This is a genomic window from Vibrio sp. HDW18 (assembly GCF_011306175.1).
GTDB classification, from domain to species: domain Bacteria; phylum Pseudomonadota; class Gammaproteobacteria; order Enterobacterales; family Vibrionaceae; genus Vibrio; species Vibrio chanodichtyis.
Window position 1 is genome coordinate 375368 of record NZ_CP049914.1, and the last position, 18223, is coordinate 393590.

Here is an 18223-nt window from a genome sequence, read left to right on the forward strand (position 1 = left end):
TAAAATAAGTATTATTGGGTACCAACGGTATTTCGCACACCGCTTATCAGCACAACAGCATTGATGTGATCATCTTAACATTTTATTCGTGGGACTAAAACGTCAGGCAGTCAGTAGCAAAAGCAAACGTTCTCACCAGGGTAGAGCTTGATCTTAATTTTGCGAGTGAAGATTTGTTTTTTCGTTATGCTGAACGTAGGATGGAACTTTATGATCCCCCGACGTTATGCCTTATAAAATAAGGGATTAGTATGGATATGGCGCATATGAAAACATCATACAATTCAGTTGTTCCCAGCTCTCGCCCGACGATTGGCGTTATTTTACCCATGCTAAGTGGCTTTTATATGGGAGAAATCAACGCTACCTTACGTTGTATGGCTAAGCAGCATAATGTCAATCTGCTCTTTATTCGCAGTGGTGAAAAGCGCGATTTCGATCTGCCGATTGGCATTGAGCATCTTGACGCGTTACTTGTGGTGCTACACGCGGCTTCTTCTGCTTTGGTAGAGCGTTTTCTCGCACAAGACATTCCAGTGCTATCAATTGGTGCCAGTTATGCCCCGCTCGCGGTTGAGCAATTTGAGAGCCGGCAGAGTGATGGGGTAGTATTACTGTACCAATGGTTGATGGAACAAGGACATAGCAGAATTGGCTTTTGTGGTGACCTTTCCGTGAATGATGTCCGCTCTCGTTTAAAAGGATACCAGTCGGCGGTTTATCAACATCATGGTCAGTTTAATGTCGATGATTTATTTTGTGTCAGCAACTGTTCGTTAGCCGGTGGTCGAGAAGCTGCGGTTGAGTTTATGCGGCGTAAGGCTCAATGTACCGCCATCATTTGTGCCACTGACCACAATGCGATCGGTCTAATTGAGCAACTTAAGCATCAAAATGTCGATGTGCCTCGCGAGGTCGCGGTGGTTGGGGTTGATAATATTTTTATGGGTCAACAAGTGACACCGCCACTCACGACCCTAGATCAACAATTAGAATGTCTGATCCAAACGGCATTTTTGCGCGCGCTGCAAAGAATTTCCGGTGCCCCTTTTTCTCGTCATATTCATCTCGTTGATCAAAAGCTCATCATCCGTCAATCGTGTGGTAATCGTCATGCTGCACAACAAACACCGGACAATGTGGCTTCAATCAGGCATCACCTACTGGATTTAGAAGGTCGCACGCCAGCTGAAGTATTCGAAAATTTTTATTCACAAGCACAGAATGGCTTTCAATCTATTTTAGATGCTCATAGTTTGTACGGTAATCAGATGGAGTGGGCTTGTTTAGCACAGAGTGATAATGGGCTTATTCGAGTGGAAAGTTGGGTGAAAAAGGGCATGACCAAACCTGTACACACCCTAGCAACTATGGATACAACCTGCCCGATCACTGAGTTTCCCTTTTTTCACACTCATAACCATTTTGTAGCAACGGTGATCCCGATTTTTACCGGCAGGCAGCAGAGCTGGCAGCTTATCACGGTGGTGGATGATTTAAGCCAACCACAGCATATTGCAACTCAATATGTGTTTAATAATTATTTAGATATGTTGGCGCTGTTTATTGAACGGGATGCGCTTTTAAAAACCAGTACCCTGCGTCAGTTGGATTCCAAACAATTATTGCAGCAACTAAAAGTGGTTTCTAATAGTTCAAATGATGGGATTTGGCAATGGGATCTGAACCAACATGTGGTGCGCTTTAACCAGCGTTTAATCAATATGTTAGGTTATAAACAGTGGACACCAGAACATGATGTCGATGTTGAAAGCTTATTTGAGTTGATCCATGAAGAGGATTTATCGGCTTTTGAGTCGCAAATTGATCGCCACTTAAATAGCGATGCCCCATTTAAAATTGAATTTCGGTTGCGTCATCATGATCAACGTTACTTGTGGGTGTTGGCAAGTGGTGCAATTGTATATAGCGAGCAGCAAAGGGTAAGGCAGTTTATTGGTTCAATGACCGATATTACCAACCAGAAAGAGAACGTAGAAAAAATCCATCGTATGGCGTATTTCGATGCGCTGACTGGTCTTGGTAACCGGCGTAAAATTCGCGAGGAGATCGCGACCAGTATTCGTCATTTCCCTCAGCAGCGTTTTGCTTTGATGTTAATGGATTTAAATCGCTTCAAGCTGATTAATGATTCTTTTGGCCATCATGTGGGAGATGCTCTGTTGTGCCATGTCTCGCAGGCTTTATTGGCGACGCTGGAAAAGCAACATAGTGCGGCGCGTCTTGGCGGTGATGAGTTTTTGGTCTTTTACCCTATTGAGAGACCAGTCCAAGCGATTGAATTAGCTAGCCAAATTTTACGAGCTATCGAAAAGCCGATGTGTCATGAGGATATTGTGCTAACCAGTCAAGCTAGTATTGGTATTGCCTTTTATCCGGAAGATGGTCATGAGATTGATGATTTGATCAAGTGTGCTGATGCCGCGATGTATCAGGCGAAACGTCTCGGTGGCCGAAAAGTGGTTCAGTACAGTAACCAAATGCAGCTAGACGCTCAAAGTACCGTCAAGGTTGAGTATTATCTCAATTTGGCGATCGCAAGGGATGAGCTAGAAGTACATTATCAACCTCAATTGTGCAGTCAATCGCAACAGGTGATGGGTGTTGAAGCCTTAGCAAGATGGAATAGTCCACAACTCGGTCAAGTATTACCGGAACAATTTATTTCAATCGCTGAAAACTCAGACATGATCAATAAACTGGGCGATTCGATTTTACATCGCGTCTGTCGTGATATTCAAAGTTCGGCATGGTTAAGATCGCTTAAGCATATCGCCATCAATATCAGTGCTAAACAGTTGATCCGGCGTAGTTTCGCTGATGAGTTACTACAAACCATTTTGCAATATCAACTGCCGTTGTCACTGTTCTGTATTGAAATTACTGAAACCGCCGCGATACAACAGTATGAACTCTGTATTTCGTCACTCAATAAGCTTCGGGAGGCGGGAGTCACGATATCATTGGATGATTTTGGTACCGGCTTTTCCTCGTTATCAATGTTAAAAATGCTGCCACTCAATGAAATAAAAATTGATCGGTCATTTATTTCTGATTTGGGTGACGACCCTGCTCAACTCAATTTTGTTGGGCACATGATTGGTATGGGGCGTAGTCTAGGTTATGAAATTGTTGTCGAGGGTGTTGAAACTCAGGAGCATATCCAGCATCTGAGCGGGTTTGGTTTAATGGGGTTACAAGGTTATTATTTTAGTCGTCCACGCCCATTAAGCGATCTCGAGCAGCAGTACAAAGTCATCACGTAGTGAATCAAAATTATTTCTAACCATAGAACCAAGGGAGCACAATAATGCTCCCTTGGTCATCTATCAATCGATGATGAATTGCCTCAGCGTTGAATTATCTGATCAAAGATCCCACCTTGAGCAAAATGTTTATTATGAGCGGCTGTCCATCCGGAAAATTGGTCGATAGTCAACAAAGTTAATTCTGGAAATTGAGCAGCGTATTTTTCAGCAATATTCTTATCGCGCGGCCGATAAAAATTTTTCGCAGCGATTTCTTGTCCAACCGGTGAGTAAAGATAGCCAAGATAGGCTTCTGCTATTGCCCAGGTTCCTTTTTTATCGACTACTTGGTCTACTATTGACACTGTCGGTTCGGCTAATATTGAAATACTTGGAACAACAATTTCGACATTATTGTTTTTTAGTCGATTAATAGCTAATAATGCTTCATTTTCCCAAGCAATTAAAACATCACCAAGACCTCTTTCAATAAAAGTATTCGAAGCACCTCTTGCTCCGGTATCAAGCACTTTTACGTTGTTGTAGAGTGATTTGATAAATTGTTTAGCATAATTTTCGTCATTATTGCTGGTTTGTAATGCATAGCCCCAAGCGGCTAAATAATTCCAACGGGCTCCACCAGAAGTTTTGGGATTAGGCGTGATAATATCGATATGTTGTTGGGTTAAATCACCCCAGTCGTGAATGTTTTTTGGATTGCCTTTACGGACCAGAAAAACAATGGTTGAGGTATATGGGGCAGAATTATACGGTAGGCGGGATTGCCAGTTTTGGGCGATTTTTCCAGCATTAACTATTGCATCAATATCTTGAGCTAGTGCCAGCGTCACCACATCAGATTCAATCCCGTTCATCACCGAAATCGCTTGTTTGCCAGAGCCACCATGAGATTGATTGATCTTGATTGGTTGATGGTTTTGCTGTTTCCAATAAGCCGTAAACACCGAATTGTACTCTTGATAAAGTTCACGAGTCGGATCATAGGAAACATTGAGCAAAGTGATTTCTTTGGCGGTGACGATGTGAGCAAAAGTGAGCGCAGTGAGTGTTAATAGTAATGTCCGCATATCAAATATCCTTATTGGTAACGGTTTCCGATAAATTAACATGCACTTTATTTATAAATCACAGCTTTTATCTGCTTTCATATTCTTTATGGTTATATATCTATCCGCAAATCTGAGTGAGCAGTGTGTTGTATGAGGTTATTGTGCGAGGAAATATCGCTATCATGGTCATATCAAGCTTGGTTGTCTGGTACAATGCTGGCCATATTAAGCCATCGCTTGCAATGCTGTGCAAAGTATCACGATGGCGCTTACCACTACCGAGAATCATTTGATGCATCAACAAATCAATAATCCGCTGCACGGTTTGAGTTTAGAAAAAATTGTCACACAACTGGTTGAGCATTATGGCTGGCCCAGACTACATCAACAGATTGCGATTAACTGCTTTGCCAACGATCCGTCGATCAAGTCATCATTAAAATTTTTGCGTAAAACCCCATGGGCGAGAGAGAAAGTTGAGGCGCTGTATGTCAGCACCTTTGTTTAAGTTACTTTTGGTTTAAGGTATTTTTGGCTTAAGTTACTTTTGCCATGCGACTAAGATCACGCCCACGGTGATCAATAGGATACCGAGCCAATTAGTGCGGCTTAACTGTTCGCCGAGTAATACCACTCCGAAAATGGCGACTAACACCACACTCAGTTTATCGACCGGAGCGACGTTTGATACTTGGCCAAGGCTCATGGCACGGAAATAACACAGCCATGAAGCGCCAGTAGCAATCCCAGATAGCACTAAAAAAGTGAGCCCTTTGGGGGAAATGGCGGAGATCGATTGAAACTGTTTGGTAAAAAATGCGATAGCGCCGACCAGAACCAAGATCACACAGGTACGGATAAAAGTGGCAAAGTCGGCATTAATGGTATTGACGCCAAATTTAGTAAAAATTGCCGTAAGTGCTGCGAAAAAGGCAGAAAGTAGCGCCCAAAATAGCCAAGAGGTGTGAAGCATAAGTAGTGGATCCTAACGTGGTGACGGGGGTAACCCAGCAAGGGTGATCAAATGGATCTCGCCTTGCTGGGATCGTGTTAAGTTAGCGAAGATGTAAAAATCGATTGGTCTGCGCGAGGTGACATTTTATCTGCCGGATCTTTATCGAGCCAATCCTTGAGCAATTCGTCTAGCGCTTGCAAGGAAGTGGGTTTTTCTAAGCGACCATCCATTAATTGGTTAATCATTTCTAGTTCACGTTCGCCTGACTCGCCCGATAAGGCAATAATTGGGGTGTCCGCTGAGTAAGATTTGATCACTCGACTGGCATCCAAACCATTCATCACTGGCATTTGCACATCCATTAAGATCAAATCCACGGGATTCGCTTTAAATATATCGATCGCCTCTTGGCCGTTATTGGCTTGTAAACAGTTCATGCCCAGTCGCTGTAAATACATCTGTACTAGTGCTCGTTGTACTTGTTTATCGTCAACAATCAGCACGGTCGGAGCTTGGTGATCGATGGATGGCTGTGGTGGTTGGCGTTGTGCGTGATATTCATTTTTGGTGTGATTTGCTGGCCAATCTTTGCCATGCGAGCTACGTAACGACTCTATACTTGGAGCGTTGGGGACTATCGGGAAGAACAAATGAAATTCAGTAAACTCGCCCAGTTTCGACTTACATTCAACGCGCCCACCAAATGAGCGCATGACGCGCTGACAATAACCTAAGCCTAAGCCGCTGCCGCCTCTTTTTTGGTAAGAGAAAAAATCGTCGAAAATCTTATGCGAGATACTTTCGTCAATACCGGGGCCTGAATCTTTAAAGATCAATATATTCTCATAAGAGCCGATTTGCGTGGTGATCTCAATTTGACTGTTTGGATAAGCATCAAAATAATAGGTCGCGTTGCGTATCAGGTTGAAAATGACAAAATTAAATAAAGTTTCATTCAGATTCGCGACAAAATCAGCCTGTTGTGGTAAATGAATTCGTTCAATAATCTGCTCATTTTCAAAACCGTAGCGGCTTACCGCTTGGCCGACCGCTTGATGAATTGATGTCATGGCAATCGGTTCATGCTCAGGTGAGCTATCACTGACTTCGCGCAAAATGATGTCAATCAGTTGCCGTCCACGTTGAATAGCAATTAAGCCATTCTCAATATCCTGTTTGATTTGTGGAGTGGGAGCTTGATGATTGATGTGTTGCTTTACAATTTCAAAATGCAATTGTACTTGTGCGAGCGGGTTACGCATTTCATGGGCAATCGAGTGAGCTAGCGCTCGACTTTGACGAATGCGTCGATCGGCTTCAATGGTGCTTTGCACTCGCGTCAATAAAGTTTGCAATGCAGAGATCTCTTCGTTAGAGAACATCTGATTGTTGATTTTATGCTGCGAGACCAATAAATGGGTGACCGACTTACCTTGGCCGAATAATGGCATGACTAAGGCGGTGTTGTTCGCGCTCATCTGGTCATATAACGCTTTGAGCGAGCCTTTAGTCGCCAGGTTGTAATCCAATTGCTGGGAAAGCTCATCAAACACCAACACCGATTGGCTCGATGACAGGTAGTTTTCATAGAAATTTTCATTGTTGTTGCTATTGACCAAGCGCAATTTGTCATCAGGAATTTGCAGTAGGTTACCTAGGCGCTGCATCGCATCATCGATTGAGCGCTTGAACTCCTCTTCTAGCGCCAAAATTTGCTGTACTGGGGTTTGCTGATTGCGATAGATAAACAGTGAGGCATAGCGGCTGACACGTTTGTAGAGTAGATCCCAAGTAATGCCAATCATGGCACAGATGGGCAGCACAACTAGCCACTGGTAGCTATCGGTGAGAGGAATGAAAATTGCGCCGAACGGTATGGCTAAAATTGCACAAGCTAATAGTGCATTAAGACCAAGGTAAGCAAGGTATTTGCCACTGTAAAAACGCGAGTTGAGTAGGGCGTAACCAACAAACATCATTTCACTGATCGAGAGTGCGGGAGGCAACCAAGTGAGTGAGAAATCGCCCATGAAATAGGTCATGCCAAGGTGAATAGCTGCGGTAGAGAGCATGAACACCAAGATGCCCAAAATCATGTAATTGGTTTTGGCTAGCATCAATTTACTGCCATTCGCGCGCATTGCGACGAGATTCACCAGTGTCAGAACCACAAAACTGAGCAGCCCAATAAAGAAGAATGGCGTATGTGGACCAAATTCGATAACGAATTGACTTGGGCCGCTAATTTCAACATGTTCAACGGTTAAACCTGGCGTGAAATTGATATATAACGAATAGATGGAGAGGCTGACAAAAATCGCTTGTTGCCATCGATAAACCTGACTATTACGTTGCTCGGCCGCAAGTTGGCATGAGAAGTAGTAAGCAAACGCAAACGCAAAGAAAGAAGCAAGATTGGCAAATTTGGCGGCGAATATACCAGCCGCCGCCCCTAACTCGGGCAGCAAATCGGTATGAAAATAGGCGTTACTGGCGATCCACGCGACAATACACACGGAATAAGCGATGTAAGGCAGATTGTGCGTGCCAATGATCGCTTCATTTTTTTGCTTAAGGCGATAGCAATAGTAGATTAGCCACACTGCGACGATGGCAACGGTAGCCAAAAGGGTGATGGCTTTGGCATAGATAAGCGCCTCTAAACGGAGATTAAACATGTTATCCCTTGGCTAGTGATGGGTGTTTTTTATGTTCACGAATGGCGCGTTTATATTGGCCAAAATCGATTTGACTAAAGACGTTCGCCATCATGGCAAAATTCCACAAGCCACGATAAGTTTGCTTACCATTGTCATTTAAGTCACAATACCCAACGTGGAAATAGGCTTTGGGATCAATGGTTTGATAAAAATTTAGCATAAAAGGTTGTTCGATAATCGTGAGGCCAATTTTATACCCCATCTGATGTAATAGATTCATAAGTTCTTTTTGGGCTAGATAGAGAAAATAGAGTTTTTGTTGCGTATTACCACTAACCGTTAACCGTAGCACTTCACAGACTGCGTGTTGTTCAGATAACCGTAATTGGAATTGCTGATCAAATTGCGGCAGAGAATAGCATGTGGGTAGGCTGGGAGGGGAGAAGATTTGTAAACGGGCCAACTCATCATAAGCGTGATCGGGTAAACAGTATTGCCACTGTTGGTGGCTAAAGGGCGTCGCGTAACTTAACCACTGGTGATTGATTGACCAATCTTGGATCAACATCGAAGCGACTAAGGTGGGAAATGTTGTATCCTCAGGATGCTTGAGCAAAATGAAATGCTGTCCAGCCGCTGATAGTGACAACAATGGTAGCATCTCATACCATTTTTCACCTTGTATCAAAACGTCAAGATTACTCAGTACAATCGCATCACTGAGCGACATGCCTTGCGGATGGCTGGGTGTTTGTACTAAAAGTTCAGATTGTTCAATGTGCTTAATCACTCCCCCATAGTACGCATCATCGTTGGCTGGCAGATCCACTTGTAACGGGGAGCTCGCATCAATCGGGTATTTGGCTTTGATGGCTGCAATCTCGCATTGACACCAAAATTCCAGCCAATGAACATAACACTGACTTGCCGCTTTTTCGATTGCAGCCCATTCAACGGATGCCGTGTATGGACAACGTTGCATGAGATCGCGGTAGTCGATCAAGGTAAATAAAATCGACCAACTTTGCCGTTGTCGATCTGGAAACAGTGCAACCAATTGCTCAATACGGTAGTTGGTCACGGTTTGAAAAAGTGCACGACGCTCTGATGTGGAGTAGCTTTCAATGACCGAGTCAATCAATATCCGTTGTTGTTGCTCGATAGGCAGAGAGTTTACAGACAGATCTGCTAAATATGATTTTAATTTCATGGGGTTAACCTAGCCTGGTTATATTATCCATTTAACTTATCAACTTACGGGTTATCTGTCATGCTCAGAGATGGGTTATTGAGAGTTGAATATCGACTTTCAAATACAATAAAGCCAATCGTATTGACGATTGGCTTTATACTTCCCGCGCCGCAAATCGATCAGAGGCCGGATGTCATATGTAGGCTGTAAAACAGACCTCGACCGACTAACTCAGACGCTATAATGAACCCTAAAGCGACACCTAGATTTATCGGGTTGAGCTTGGATCGGTTGATCATAGGTAGCACCCAAATCAGCAAGCCGCTCATCAATAGCGCAATTTGCACGCTGAGATAAGTCGCTAGCCGATCGACTAAGGTGGCTGCCTGTACTACCGAGTTGTGAATTTCGCCAATCAAATGGGCTTTTCCTATGGTGACGATGATACTTGCTGCAACCAATATTATTGCTAGCATGACGATATTACGATCTAGGCTAAAGCGTGAGTCTTTGGCTGATACCAGGATCCACTGCCCAAGAAGTAAGCCTGCTAGCAAAATGGTCATCACAAAACTCAGTGGTGTGTAGGCATTAAACCAAGTTGGTACGGTATTGATCATATACACTTTGATCATCGAGTACATAAACAGAATACCGAGTACCATTGCTACGATCATCAGCAGTTTTTGAATAACCATGCCGCCTTTTTTCAGTGCTGAAAGTAGCCACTGTAAACCACCGACCGCAAAAAAAGCTGCACCAAATAAGACTTCATTAGAAAGCCAAGCGCTGCCGATTTTATTGAACGCATTTAAGGCTCGTAATGGTGAGCCAAGATGCGTGGTTGAGAATAGAAAACCAAGTCCCATGATAGCCCATAAGACAAACATCGGTAGCCTGTAGCGATACAGTTGTTGAGCATCGAATTTCATGACGAGCGCATGAGCGCTAACCAGCAAGTAACCACCGACTGCGGTTTGCGCCAATACTGTAAAGAAGATCAAAGAATACTCATGGAAAATCATCTTACACCTCCTTTGGGTTGGCAAGAAAACCGCTGGTGTCACCAGTTGGTTTCGCATTTTTATTAAGTTTAATCACAATGTTTGGTAGGGTTAAACGGGATGATGGTAGGGGAGCAACATCGGCATTAATACCGTATTTATCGCGTAATTGGCCAATTTCACCAAACTCAAGTGCCCGCAATGGACAAGATTCGACACACATCGGCTGTTTGCCTTCAGCAACTCGAGCATAACAGCCATCACACTTGGTCATGTGGCCTTTTTGCTTGTTAAACTGTGGCGCACCATAAGGGCAGGCATTGGCGCAGTGCTGACAGCCGATACATACTGCTTCATCAACCACTACCAAGCCATCTTCTTGGCGTTTGTGCATCGCACCCGATGGGCAAACTTTGACACAAGCCGGATTTGAGCAGTGGTTACACGCGATGGATAAGTAATAAGAGAAAACACCGTTTTGAATCCAAGTATCACCATCTTGCACAAAGCCACCACCTGCGTATTCATATACACGTCGATAGTTACGTTTGATGTCTAAGTCTCGATAATCTTTACAAGCAAGCTGGCAAGTTTTACAACCTGTGCATTTACTTGAATCGATGTAAAAGCCGTATTGTTTCATTGCAACCTACCTTATGCTTTAACTGCTTTGATTTGAACTAGGTTTGAATGCTGAGGGTTACCCTTAGCAAGTGGACTTGGACGCTGGGTGGTTAACACGTTAATTGAGCCTGCATGGTCAATCTTCTGGCCATCTGGAGCGTACCAAGCACCTTCTCCAAGTGCGACAACTCGTGGCAAAATACGTGGGGTTACTTTGGCGTGAATGCGCACTTCGCCTCGATCATTAAAGATGCTCACTAAATCACCATTTTTGATCCCGCGCTCCTCGGCATCAATTGGGTTGATCCACACTTCTTGCCGAGCGGCAGCTTTAATTTCTGCTACGTTGCCGTAAGTTGAATGGCAGCGCGCTTTGTAGTGGAAGCCGGTCAGCTGTAACGGATATTGACTGGTTAATGGATCATTATGGCCTTCAAACGAATCGACGTAGATTGGTAGCGGATGGATCACCTCGCCTTCTTTGAGTTGCCAAGTCGCTGCGATTTCGGCTAATTGCTCAGAGTAAATTTCAATCTTACCACTTGGCGTTTTCAATGGATTAGCCACTGGATCTTTGCGGAAGTCTTCATAAGCAATGTAATCGCGCTGATATTGACGCTTATAAATACCCAGCTCTTTCATCTGCTCGAAGGTTGGCAGCGATGGGTCCTGCTTGCGAGTTTCTGCATACAGATGCTCAACCCACTGCTCTTGGGTACGACCTTCAGTAAACGCTTGTTCAACCCCCATACGTTTAGCCAGCTCACTACATATTTCATAAATGCCTTTAGCTTCAAACTGTGGTTCAATCGCTTTTTGCGCATAGATAAAGTAGGGCGCGTTAGCCGCTTTGCCATCCATTGCCCAATCATCTTGTTCAGAGGTGGTGAGGTCTGGCAAGATAATATCCGCGTATTTGGCCGATGAGGTCATATGGTTATCAATCACCACGATCATTTCGCATGCGCTGTCATCTTGTAGAATCTCGTGCGTACGGTTGATATCAGAGTGCTGATTGATCAGACAATTACCCGCATAGTTCCAAATCATTTTAATTGGATTTTTCAGTCGCTCGGCACCTTGTACGCCATCAGTTTTATCGGTCATTTCATGATGACGGTAGATAGCATCGGTCCAGAGGAACATTGAAATTGAGGTTTTCACTGGGTTAGGGATAGTTGGGAAGCGTACAAATGGAATATTGATATCACTTTCACGTGCACCTGTTGAGCCACCGGCTACACCGACAGAACCGGTGAGCAGTGACAGCATGGCGATTGCACGACAAGCCAATTCACCGTTAGCCGTACGTTGTAACCCCCAACCTTGATGAATAGCACACGGCTTATTGGTGCCCATTTCACGAGCCAGTTTAATAATCGTATCTACAGGGATCCCAGTAATTTTGGCCGCCCATTGTGGCGTTTTAACCACACCATCATCACCGAGACCTAGAATATACGATTTATAATCGCTGTTTTTAGGTGCAGACGCTGGAAGGGTTTTTTCATCGTAACCGACACAATACTGATCAAGGAATGCTTGATCGACCAAATTTTCAGTGATCATGACATAAGCTAGACCAGCCACTAATGCCGCATCGGTTGACGGGCGGATTGGAATCCATTGATCTTCACGCCCACCGGCAGTATCGGTATAGCGCGGATCGATGATGATGGTTTTGGCGTTAGACTTATTTTTACTCTCAACATAGTGGTGGATTAGGCCACCACCGGACATGCGAGTTTCTGCAGGGTTGTTGCCAAATTGTACGTTTAATTTGGTATTGGCTAAGTCTGAGAATGAGTTATTGTTGGCCCAGCCACCATAGGTGTAACTTAAGCCTTTAGCAATTTGTGCTGTTGAATAATCACCATAATGGTTAAGGTAGCCACCACATAGGTTCATTAAACGTGCAATCAAAGTAGAAGCGGGTGGCCAAGATTTAGTAACCGTACCACCTAAAGTTCCTGTGCCGTAATTGAGATAGATTGCATCGTTACCATGATCTTCGATCAGGCGCTGCATTGTGGTGGCAATTTCATCATAGGCTTCTTGCCAACTGATCCGCTTGAATTTACCTTCGCCACGTTGTCCGACACGTTTCATCGGATATTTTAGTCGATCAGGATTATAAACACGGCGGCGCATCGAACGACCGCGTAAACAAGCTCGAACTTGTGGGCTAGCACCGTAAACATCACTACCCGTGTTGTCGGTCTCTACGTATTTGATTTCACCATTTTGTACATGCATACGTAATGGGCAGCGAGATCCACAGTTAACCGTACAGGCACTCCAAACGATTTTTTCATCACTTTGTTTTGCCGTCGCTGCGACTACAGGTTTAGAGGTAAAAGGTAAGCTGATAGTGCTTGCTAATGCGGCTGCGCCACCAACGGCTGAAGAGGCTTTGATAAACCCTCGACGAGTCAGGCTCATCACGCCAAATTGTGGTTTATTCTTCATACATAAATGCCTTTTATATTGATAACGGATAATACTTTATAGTTAGTTGGCTTTTTAATGTATCAAGGAGTGAGTTTCATTTGATCGAAATCAAAAGACAATGTCATATAAGTTTTAATTGATATTTTATAATTCATTTAAGAGTAAAATATCAATTGAATTATCTTTCTGAAGAATACCAACAATGAAAATAATAATGATTATCGATAGCGCTAAATTATTAGGCATATTGTTCCATAATAAAAAAAATAAATTAGAGATAGTCGAAATTGTGAGTGTCTTATGTCGCGAACGAGTACTTAATCAACCAACGTTGCAGGCATTATTAGTATCAGATGAAGAAATTTTGAGCACCGATTTTACGGAATTATTTGAAGGGATTGGTGATATGCAGGCACCACCTTGGGGCTCGGTGTACTTGGATCGAGAGCGAGTTTTATTTGGTGATTCGACAGTTGCATATCGTCAGTTTCTCGATCGTCATGGGATCGAATTGAACACTGGGTTGAGAGAGCCTGAAGATCAATTTGGATTAATGTTATTAGCATTGGCATATTTATTAGAGAGCGATAAGGTGCATGCTGCATATGAATTGTTGGAATGTCATTTCTTACCGTGGGCAATTGTTTATTTACAACGATTGGAAGACATATCACATAATAAATTTTATCGCTATTTAGCAGCAGATGTTATGGCATGGCTAAATGCCCTAATTTTAGATTTAAAGTTAAATGTTGTGGAAAAGAAAATTTATATTGATGGTTAAAAATATTAATATTGGGCGAAGGGGATTTCTTACTTATTTTTCTAAGGCCTTAAAAAAATCACCTGCTATATCTGCACAAACGGTGAGAGTTGCACCACGGCCACCACAGGCGGTGGATGAACTATTATTTGCTCAATTATGTGATGGTTGTGGTGTGTGTCAGCAGGTTTGCCCGAATCAGATCATTGAAATTGTTGATCAATTAGCACAAATCAACTTGGGTTATAACGAATGCAGTTTATGTGCCGCATGTACAAAAGCCTGTTCAAATGGTGCATTACACACTACGGTGTCACCTCACATTAGCCTACGCCCGCATTTTTCTTACTTATGTAATAACTATCAAATGATCGATTGCTTACAATGCCAAGCGGGATGTTCGAACTCGGCAATTGTGATTGTGGAAGGAGAGTTACCTCATATAATCGATGGACGTTGTGATGGTTGTGGGCAGTGTCAAAAAAGTTGCCCATTAGGAGCCATCTCCATGGCTTTGATTGCCGATGCATAAGCCGCGGCAACAGAGTAATGATTAAACATTATCATTATATAGTGGTAAATTTGTTGTCCGCTAACTGGATTTTTCTTCAGTTAAATTGCGTAACCAAATATATTGGCGATAGCGTCGCCAGCACAGAGTGAGCTTAACCAATTCCTCGATGATCATCAGCGGATAGACGTAGTGAAAAGGCCAGTGCAAAACAAAGGCAGCGATGGCCGAAATCGGCAGCCCTAATAGCCACATGGCTATAAAATCAGTGCGTAAACAGAAAGTATTTTCCCCTCCGGCCCGTAATATGCCGTTAATGATCACCATATTGAGCATCTTTAAGCTGATCACCACACTCAGAATGGTGAGCCCAGGTTGAGAGAGCGGTAAAAATTGTGCGTTATCTAGCGCGAGTAATTTGAGCAGCCAAGGTTGTATGGCGAGTAAAATCGTGGTTGAGATAACCCCGAGCAGCGCAAATATCTTAATGAACGTTAAGGACGTGCTACGTGCTTCAGGATAATTTCCTCTGCCTAAATGTTGGCCAATGATCACCGAACAAGCGACCGATAGCCCGAAAAACAGTGCATAACAGAGTGATTCAAATGGACCAAGCGTGCTATAAACCGCTAGCTCCAGCGTGCCCATATGACCAAAAATCATTTGATAGGCTAAGGTGCCGATCGCCCACAGCAGCGCATTAGCAACGGCCGGAATGGCTAAGCTGATGTACTTACGTTTCAGTGTGATCCGACTAGCTTTGAGCGGCAAGGTAGTTTTTAGCCAGTGCTGCCGATAATGAAAGTAGGCCAAGAAAACAATCAGTTGCAGAGCTCGCGCCAGCGTGGTGGCCAACGCCGCCCCCGCCACACCTAACGCCGGCATACCCCAATTACCGCTGATCAGGCCATAGTTGAGAATAATATTCACCGCAATGGTCATCACCGCAATTAGCAGCGGCGTTAACGCATTGTTGGTTGAGCGTAGCGTTGACTCAAATACGATCACTAAGTGGGTTAACAGCAAGACAGGTGAGGCATACCAAAGATAATCAGATCCAAGTCTGATCACATCCACATCGCTGGTTTGCAGAAGGAAGATCGGTTTGGAAAAGGCCACGAACAAGATGCTGACCGGCAGTAGCAGTAACGCTCCCGATTTTATCGCCAGAAGGGTGATGCTTTTCGCGGCAGAGCGATCATTTTTGCCCCAAAATTGGGCGATCAATATTCCGCTCGCACTGGATAAACCGGCCATGATCATAATTGCGACAAAGTGCCACTTAGAGGCCAAACCAACTGCGGCGGTCGCTTCAGTACCAAAGCTGCTCACCATAAGTACATCGGCTAAAGAGAGGATCGCTACTAAGGCACTCTGTAGCGCAACCGGAATGCCAATCTTAATGGTTTGCGCAAGTAGATGTTGATTTTCATCACGAAATTGAAGCATTTTCATCGGGTTTTAGTATCTAAATGAAGGTAATACGCGCACTTTAAGTGACCTCATCATCATTTTAAATGTGAGATTAAGGTAAAAATCTGTTTGGATCCGTCATGTTGTAGGGAAAGCGATGAATAAAGGCTGGGTGGATGAGGTGTATCTTGCCTCTGAGTGTGAAGAGCGTTTCTTGGTCAGATCAGACATCGCCGAGATGAAACAGTACGATATTTTTATGGCTGGATTGGCTCATCTTAAACAGAACTATCGGGTAGGACGTGTCAATCCTGAGGTGCATACGGTGTTGGTGACCTTAGATGGTGCAGGCATTTTGACTGTTGACCAAGGTCGTCATGAAATTTTAGCCAATACCATCACGATTTTGCCAAGTGGTCAGCCGTTTCGCATCGAGTTAGCGAACCCACAGCAGCCTTGGAAAATGGTCTGGTTGTTATTAAATGATACCCTGAGTTGGAAAAACTTATCGAAAATTAATGGTCCAGTGATCCATTTTGATGGTTGTGAATCGATTTGGTCGCTCGCTTCACTACTTCACCGAGAAATCGGTGGGCGTTCAGCGTTTCGCACTATGATGCTGAGTGAATTGGTCAAAGTGTTGTCCGATGTCAATTCCAATATTTCCGATACCCATATGCGAGTGCTGAGCGTATTTAACAGTGTTGAATCACAATTGCATCTCGACTGGAAAATTTCCACCATTGCTGAGCGCAGTTTCATTAGTGTCGAACAATTAAATCGGGTCATGAAACAACTGGTGGGTATGTCACCACGTGATTATATTGTTGCATTGCGCATGAAAAAAGCCGTCGATTTATTGAGTAATAAAGATTGGTCAATTGCGATGATTGCCCTGCGACTCGGTTATCAAGATCCAAATAACTTTACTCATCGCTTTAAAAAATTCTATGGGCTCTCGCCACGTGACTATCGCCAGCGCGCCCTACAGAGCTAATGGTTTCTGCCATAAGCGGTCACTGCCGCTTATGGCTATCGAAACGCTATTATTTCAGCGGATTCACGTTACGCCGATCTCAGTTCTTTAAAACTCACCCAGTGTTGCAACCCAAGGATGAGTGTAAGCTTGCTGAGCGTTCAGGTTCCATGCGGGACCAAATCCAGTATTCCAAGTTAGGAAGAATGTGGTCTTTGGCATATCTTTGGCGATGGTTTGAATGAGGTATTCATAATCAAATGGTTGTTTAGGCCGCCACTCACCATTAGGGTTCCAATTGGCGCGTGGTCCGGTTTCTGTCAGAGCATAGGGCTTATTGAAAGCTTTTATCATAGTGGTGTAGGCTTTTTTTAACTGATTAATTTCTTGTAAATTTTCAAAATAGGCATCAATTCCCACGATATCGACATAAGCATCTCCTGGATAATATTCCACCAGTGCTGGCCGAGAATAATCTGCCGAATAAATCCAAATTAGATTATTTAGCCCTTTAACTTCACTTAAATAGTGGTGCATATCTGCAAATAAGCGTTTAAATAGTTGTTGACGTTCTGCGCTCCCTCCACGGTTATTGTCCGCACCCCACCAAAACCAGTCGCCATTCATTTCATGCAGTGGACGAAATAGCACTGGAATATCCGCCTGTTTAAATTTATCTAAACCTTTGGCGACTTCATCCATAATGTCTATCCAGCGTTGTCGTTCAAGCGTGCCATCCTCAAAGATTTTCGCATACTGTTGATTGGTAATTGCGGTTTTGAAATTATCTTCAAAGGTATAAATAGGGCTAATTAAGTGATTGCTAATTTGTACCAGATGTCCCTGTTTGGCTTTTAGGATCAAATCATCGACACAGCCCGTTGCAATCGCATCACTAGCATTTTTATAAGCCATCCAACCGAGTCCAAAGTCACAAGCATAAATGACTGGGCGTTTGCCGGTGATTTTTTCGATGCGGACCATTTCATTATCGTCAACTTTTTGCCCGGATCGATTTTCAACCACTTCGTTATCTGCGTTATAGCGACCATAATCGGTGCGATCAATATCACTATATCCGCCAAATAGGCCACTTAAGAGCCGATTTTCAGTTTTGTTTTCTAAGTCAAGCAATTGGTTATATAGCGCTATCGTGGCTATAGATGCCTGCGGGTTGCTTAACGTAACCGATTCATTTGCTACGGCGATTTGAGTAGTACTAACGGAGGCCAAAGTGGCAGCTAACATGGCGGTAATTCCTGAGTAAAATTTCATTTTTTCATCCTGTTGGTGAGTTTTAATCAAAAAATATTAAAGATAACGTTACGATTTTCA

14 protein-coding genes are annotated in these 18223 nt (G+C 43.6%); 5 read left to right on the plus strand and 9 right to left on the minus strand.

Going from position 1 to position 18223, the window contains the following annotated elements:
- Window positions 1-266 precede the first annotated feature (266 nt).
- A complete protein-coding gene (locus G7083_RS13470; RefSeq protein WP_166015342.1) occupies window positions 267-3287 on the plus strand; it encodes an EAL domain-containing protein in 3021 nt (1006 codons plus the stop codon).
- 83 nt (window positions 3288-3370) lie between these two features.
- Here G7083_RS13470 and G7083_RS13475 read toward each other — a convergent pair whose 3' ends face one another.
- Window positions 3371-4357, minus strand: a complete 987-nt coding sequence (locus G7083_RS13475; RefSeq protein WP_166015343.1) for a sulfate ABC transporter substrate-binding protein — start codon at window positions 4355-4357, stop codon at window positions 3371-3373.
- 274 nt (window positions 4358-4631) lie between these two features.
- Here G7083_RS13475 and G7083_RS13480 point away from each other — a divergent pair, with 274 nt between their 5' ends.
- A complete protein-coding gene (locus tag G7083_RS13480) occupies window positions 4632-4847 on the plus strand; it encodes a VF530 family protein (protein ID WP_166015344.1) in 216 nt (71 codons plus the stop codon).
- A 33-nt stretch (window positions 4848-4880) separates the two neighbouring features.
- On the opposite strand, the gene G7083_RS13485 is transcribed toward G7083_RS13480, so the two are convergent.
- The 6 genes from G7083_RS13485 to G7083_RS13510 form a co-directional block, all read right to left on the minus strand.
- Window positions 4881-5312, minus strand: coding sequence for an EamA family transporter (locus G7083_RS13485; RefSeq protein WP_166015345.1), 432 nt, complete (start codon window positions 5310-5312; stop codon window positions 4881-4883).
- A gap of 77 nt (window positions 5313-5389) precedes the next feature.
- The gene (locus tag G7083_RS13490) at window positions 5390-7972 is read right to left on the minus strand and encodes a hybrid sensor histidine kinase/response regulator (protein WP_166015346.1); all 2583 of its coding nucleotides are present in this window, start codon (window positions 7970-7972) and stop codon (window positions 5390-5392) included.
- A 1-nt stretch (window position 7973) separates the two neighbouring features.
- On the minus strand, window positions 7974-9164 hold the full coding sequence (locus tag G7083_RS13495; RefSeq protein ID WP_166015347.1) for an acyl-homoserine-lactone synthase: 1191 nt from the start codon (window positions 9162-9164) through the stop codon (window positions 7974-7976).
- A gap of 161 nt (window positions 9165-9325) precedes the next feature.
- The gene (locus tag G7083_RS13500; protein WP_166015348.1) at window positions 9326-10171 is read right to left on the minus strand and encodes a DmsC/YnfH family molybdoenzyme membrane anchor subunit; all 846 of its coding nucleotides are present in this window, start codon (window positions 10169-10171) and stop codon (window positions 9326-9328) included.
- Between the two features lies 1 nt (window position 10172).
- Complete coding sequence (locus tag G7083_RS13505) at window positions 10173-10793, minus strand: DMSO/selenate family reductase complex B subunit (protein ID WP_166015349.1); 621 nt, start codon at window positions 10791-10793, stop codon at window positions 10173-10175.
- 11 nt (window positions 10794-10804) lie between these two features.
- On the minus strand, window positions 10805-13243 hold the full coding sequence (locus G7083_RS13510; RefSeq protein ID WP_166015350.1) for a DmsA/YnfE/YnfF family dimethyl sulfoxide reductase: 2439 nt from the start codon (window positions 13241-13243) through the stop codon (window positions 10805-10807).
- A gap of 196 nt (window positions 13244-13439) precedes the next feature.
- Between G7083_RS13510 and G7083_RS13515 the strand changes: the two genes are divergently transcribed.
- On the plus strand, window positions 13440-14009 hold the full coding sequence (locus tag G7083_RS13515; RefSeq protein ID WP_166015351.1) for a molecular chaperone TorD family protein: 570 nt from the start codon (window positions 13440-13442) through the stop codon (window positions 14007-14009).
- Entirely contained in the window at window positions 14002-14520 is a 519-nt protein-coding gene (gene napF, locus G7083_RS13520) for a ferredoxin-type protein NapF (RefSeq protein WP_166015352.1), read from the plus strand. Before G7083_RS13515 ends, napF begins: the two co-directional genes overlap by 8 nt.
- Window positions 14521-14580: 60 nt before the next feature.
- Here napF and G7083_RS13525 read toward each other — a convergent pair whose 3' ends face one another.
- Complete coding sequence (locus tag G7083_RS13525; RefSeq protein WP_166015526.1) at window positions 14581-15948, minus strand: MATE family efflux transporter; 1368 nt, start codon at window positions 15946-15948, stop codon at window positions 14581-14583.
- A gap of 121 nt (window positions 15949-16069) precedes the next feature.
- On the opposite strand from G7083_RS13525, the gene G7083_RS13530 reads away from it, so the two are divergent.
- Window positions 16070-16909 (plus strand): AraC family transcriptional regulator, encoded by an 840-nt coding sequence (locus tag G7083_RS13530; protein WP_166015353.1) that lies wholly within the window; start codon window positions 16070-16072, stop codon window positions 16907-16909.
- Window positions 16910-16996: 87 nt separating this feature from the next.
- On the opposite strand, the gene G7083_RS13535 is transcribed toward G7083_RS13530, so the two are convergent.
- Window positions 16997-18163 (minus strand): glycosyl hydrolase, encoded by a 1167-nt coding sequence (locus G7083_RS13535; protein ID WP_166015354.1) that lies wholly within the window; start codon window positions 18161-18163, stop codon window positions 16997-16999.
- Window positions 18164-18223 lie beyond the last annotated feature (60 nt).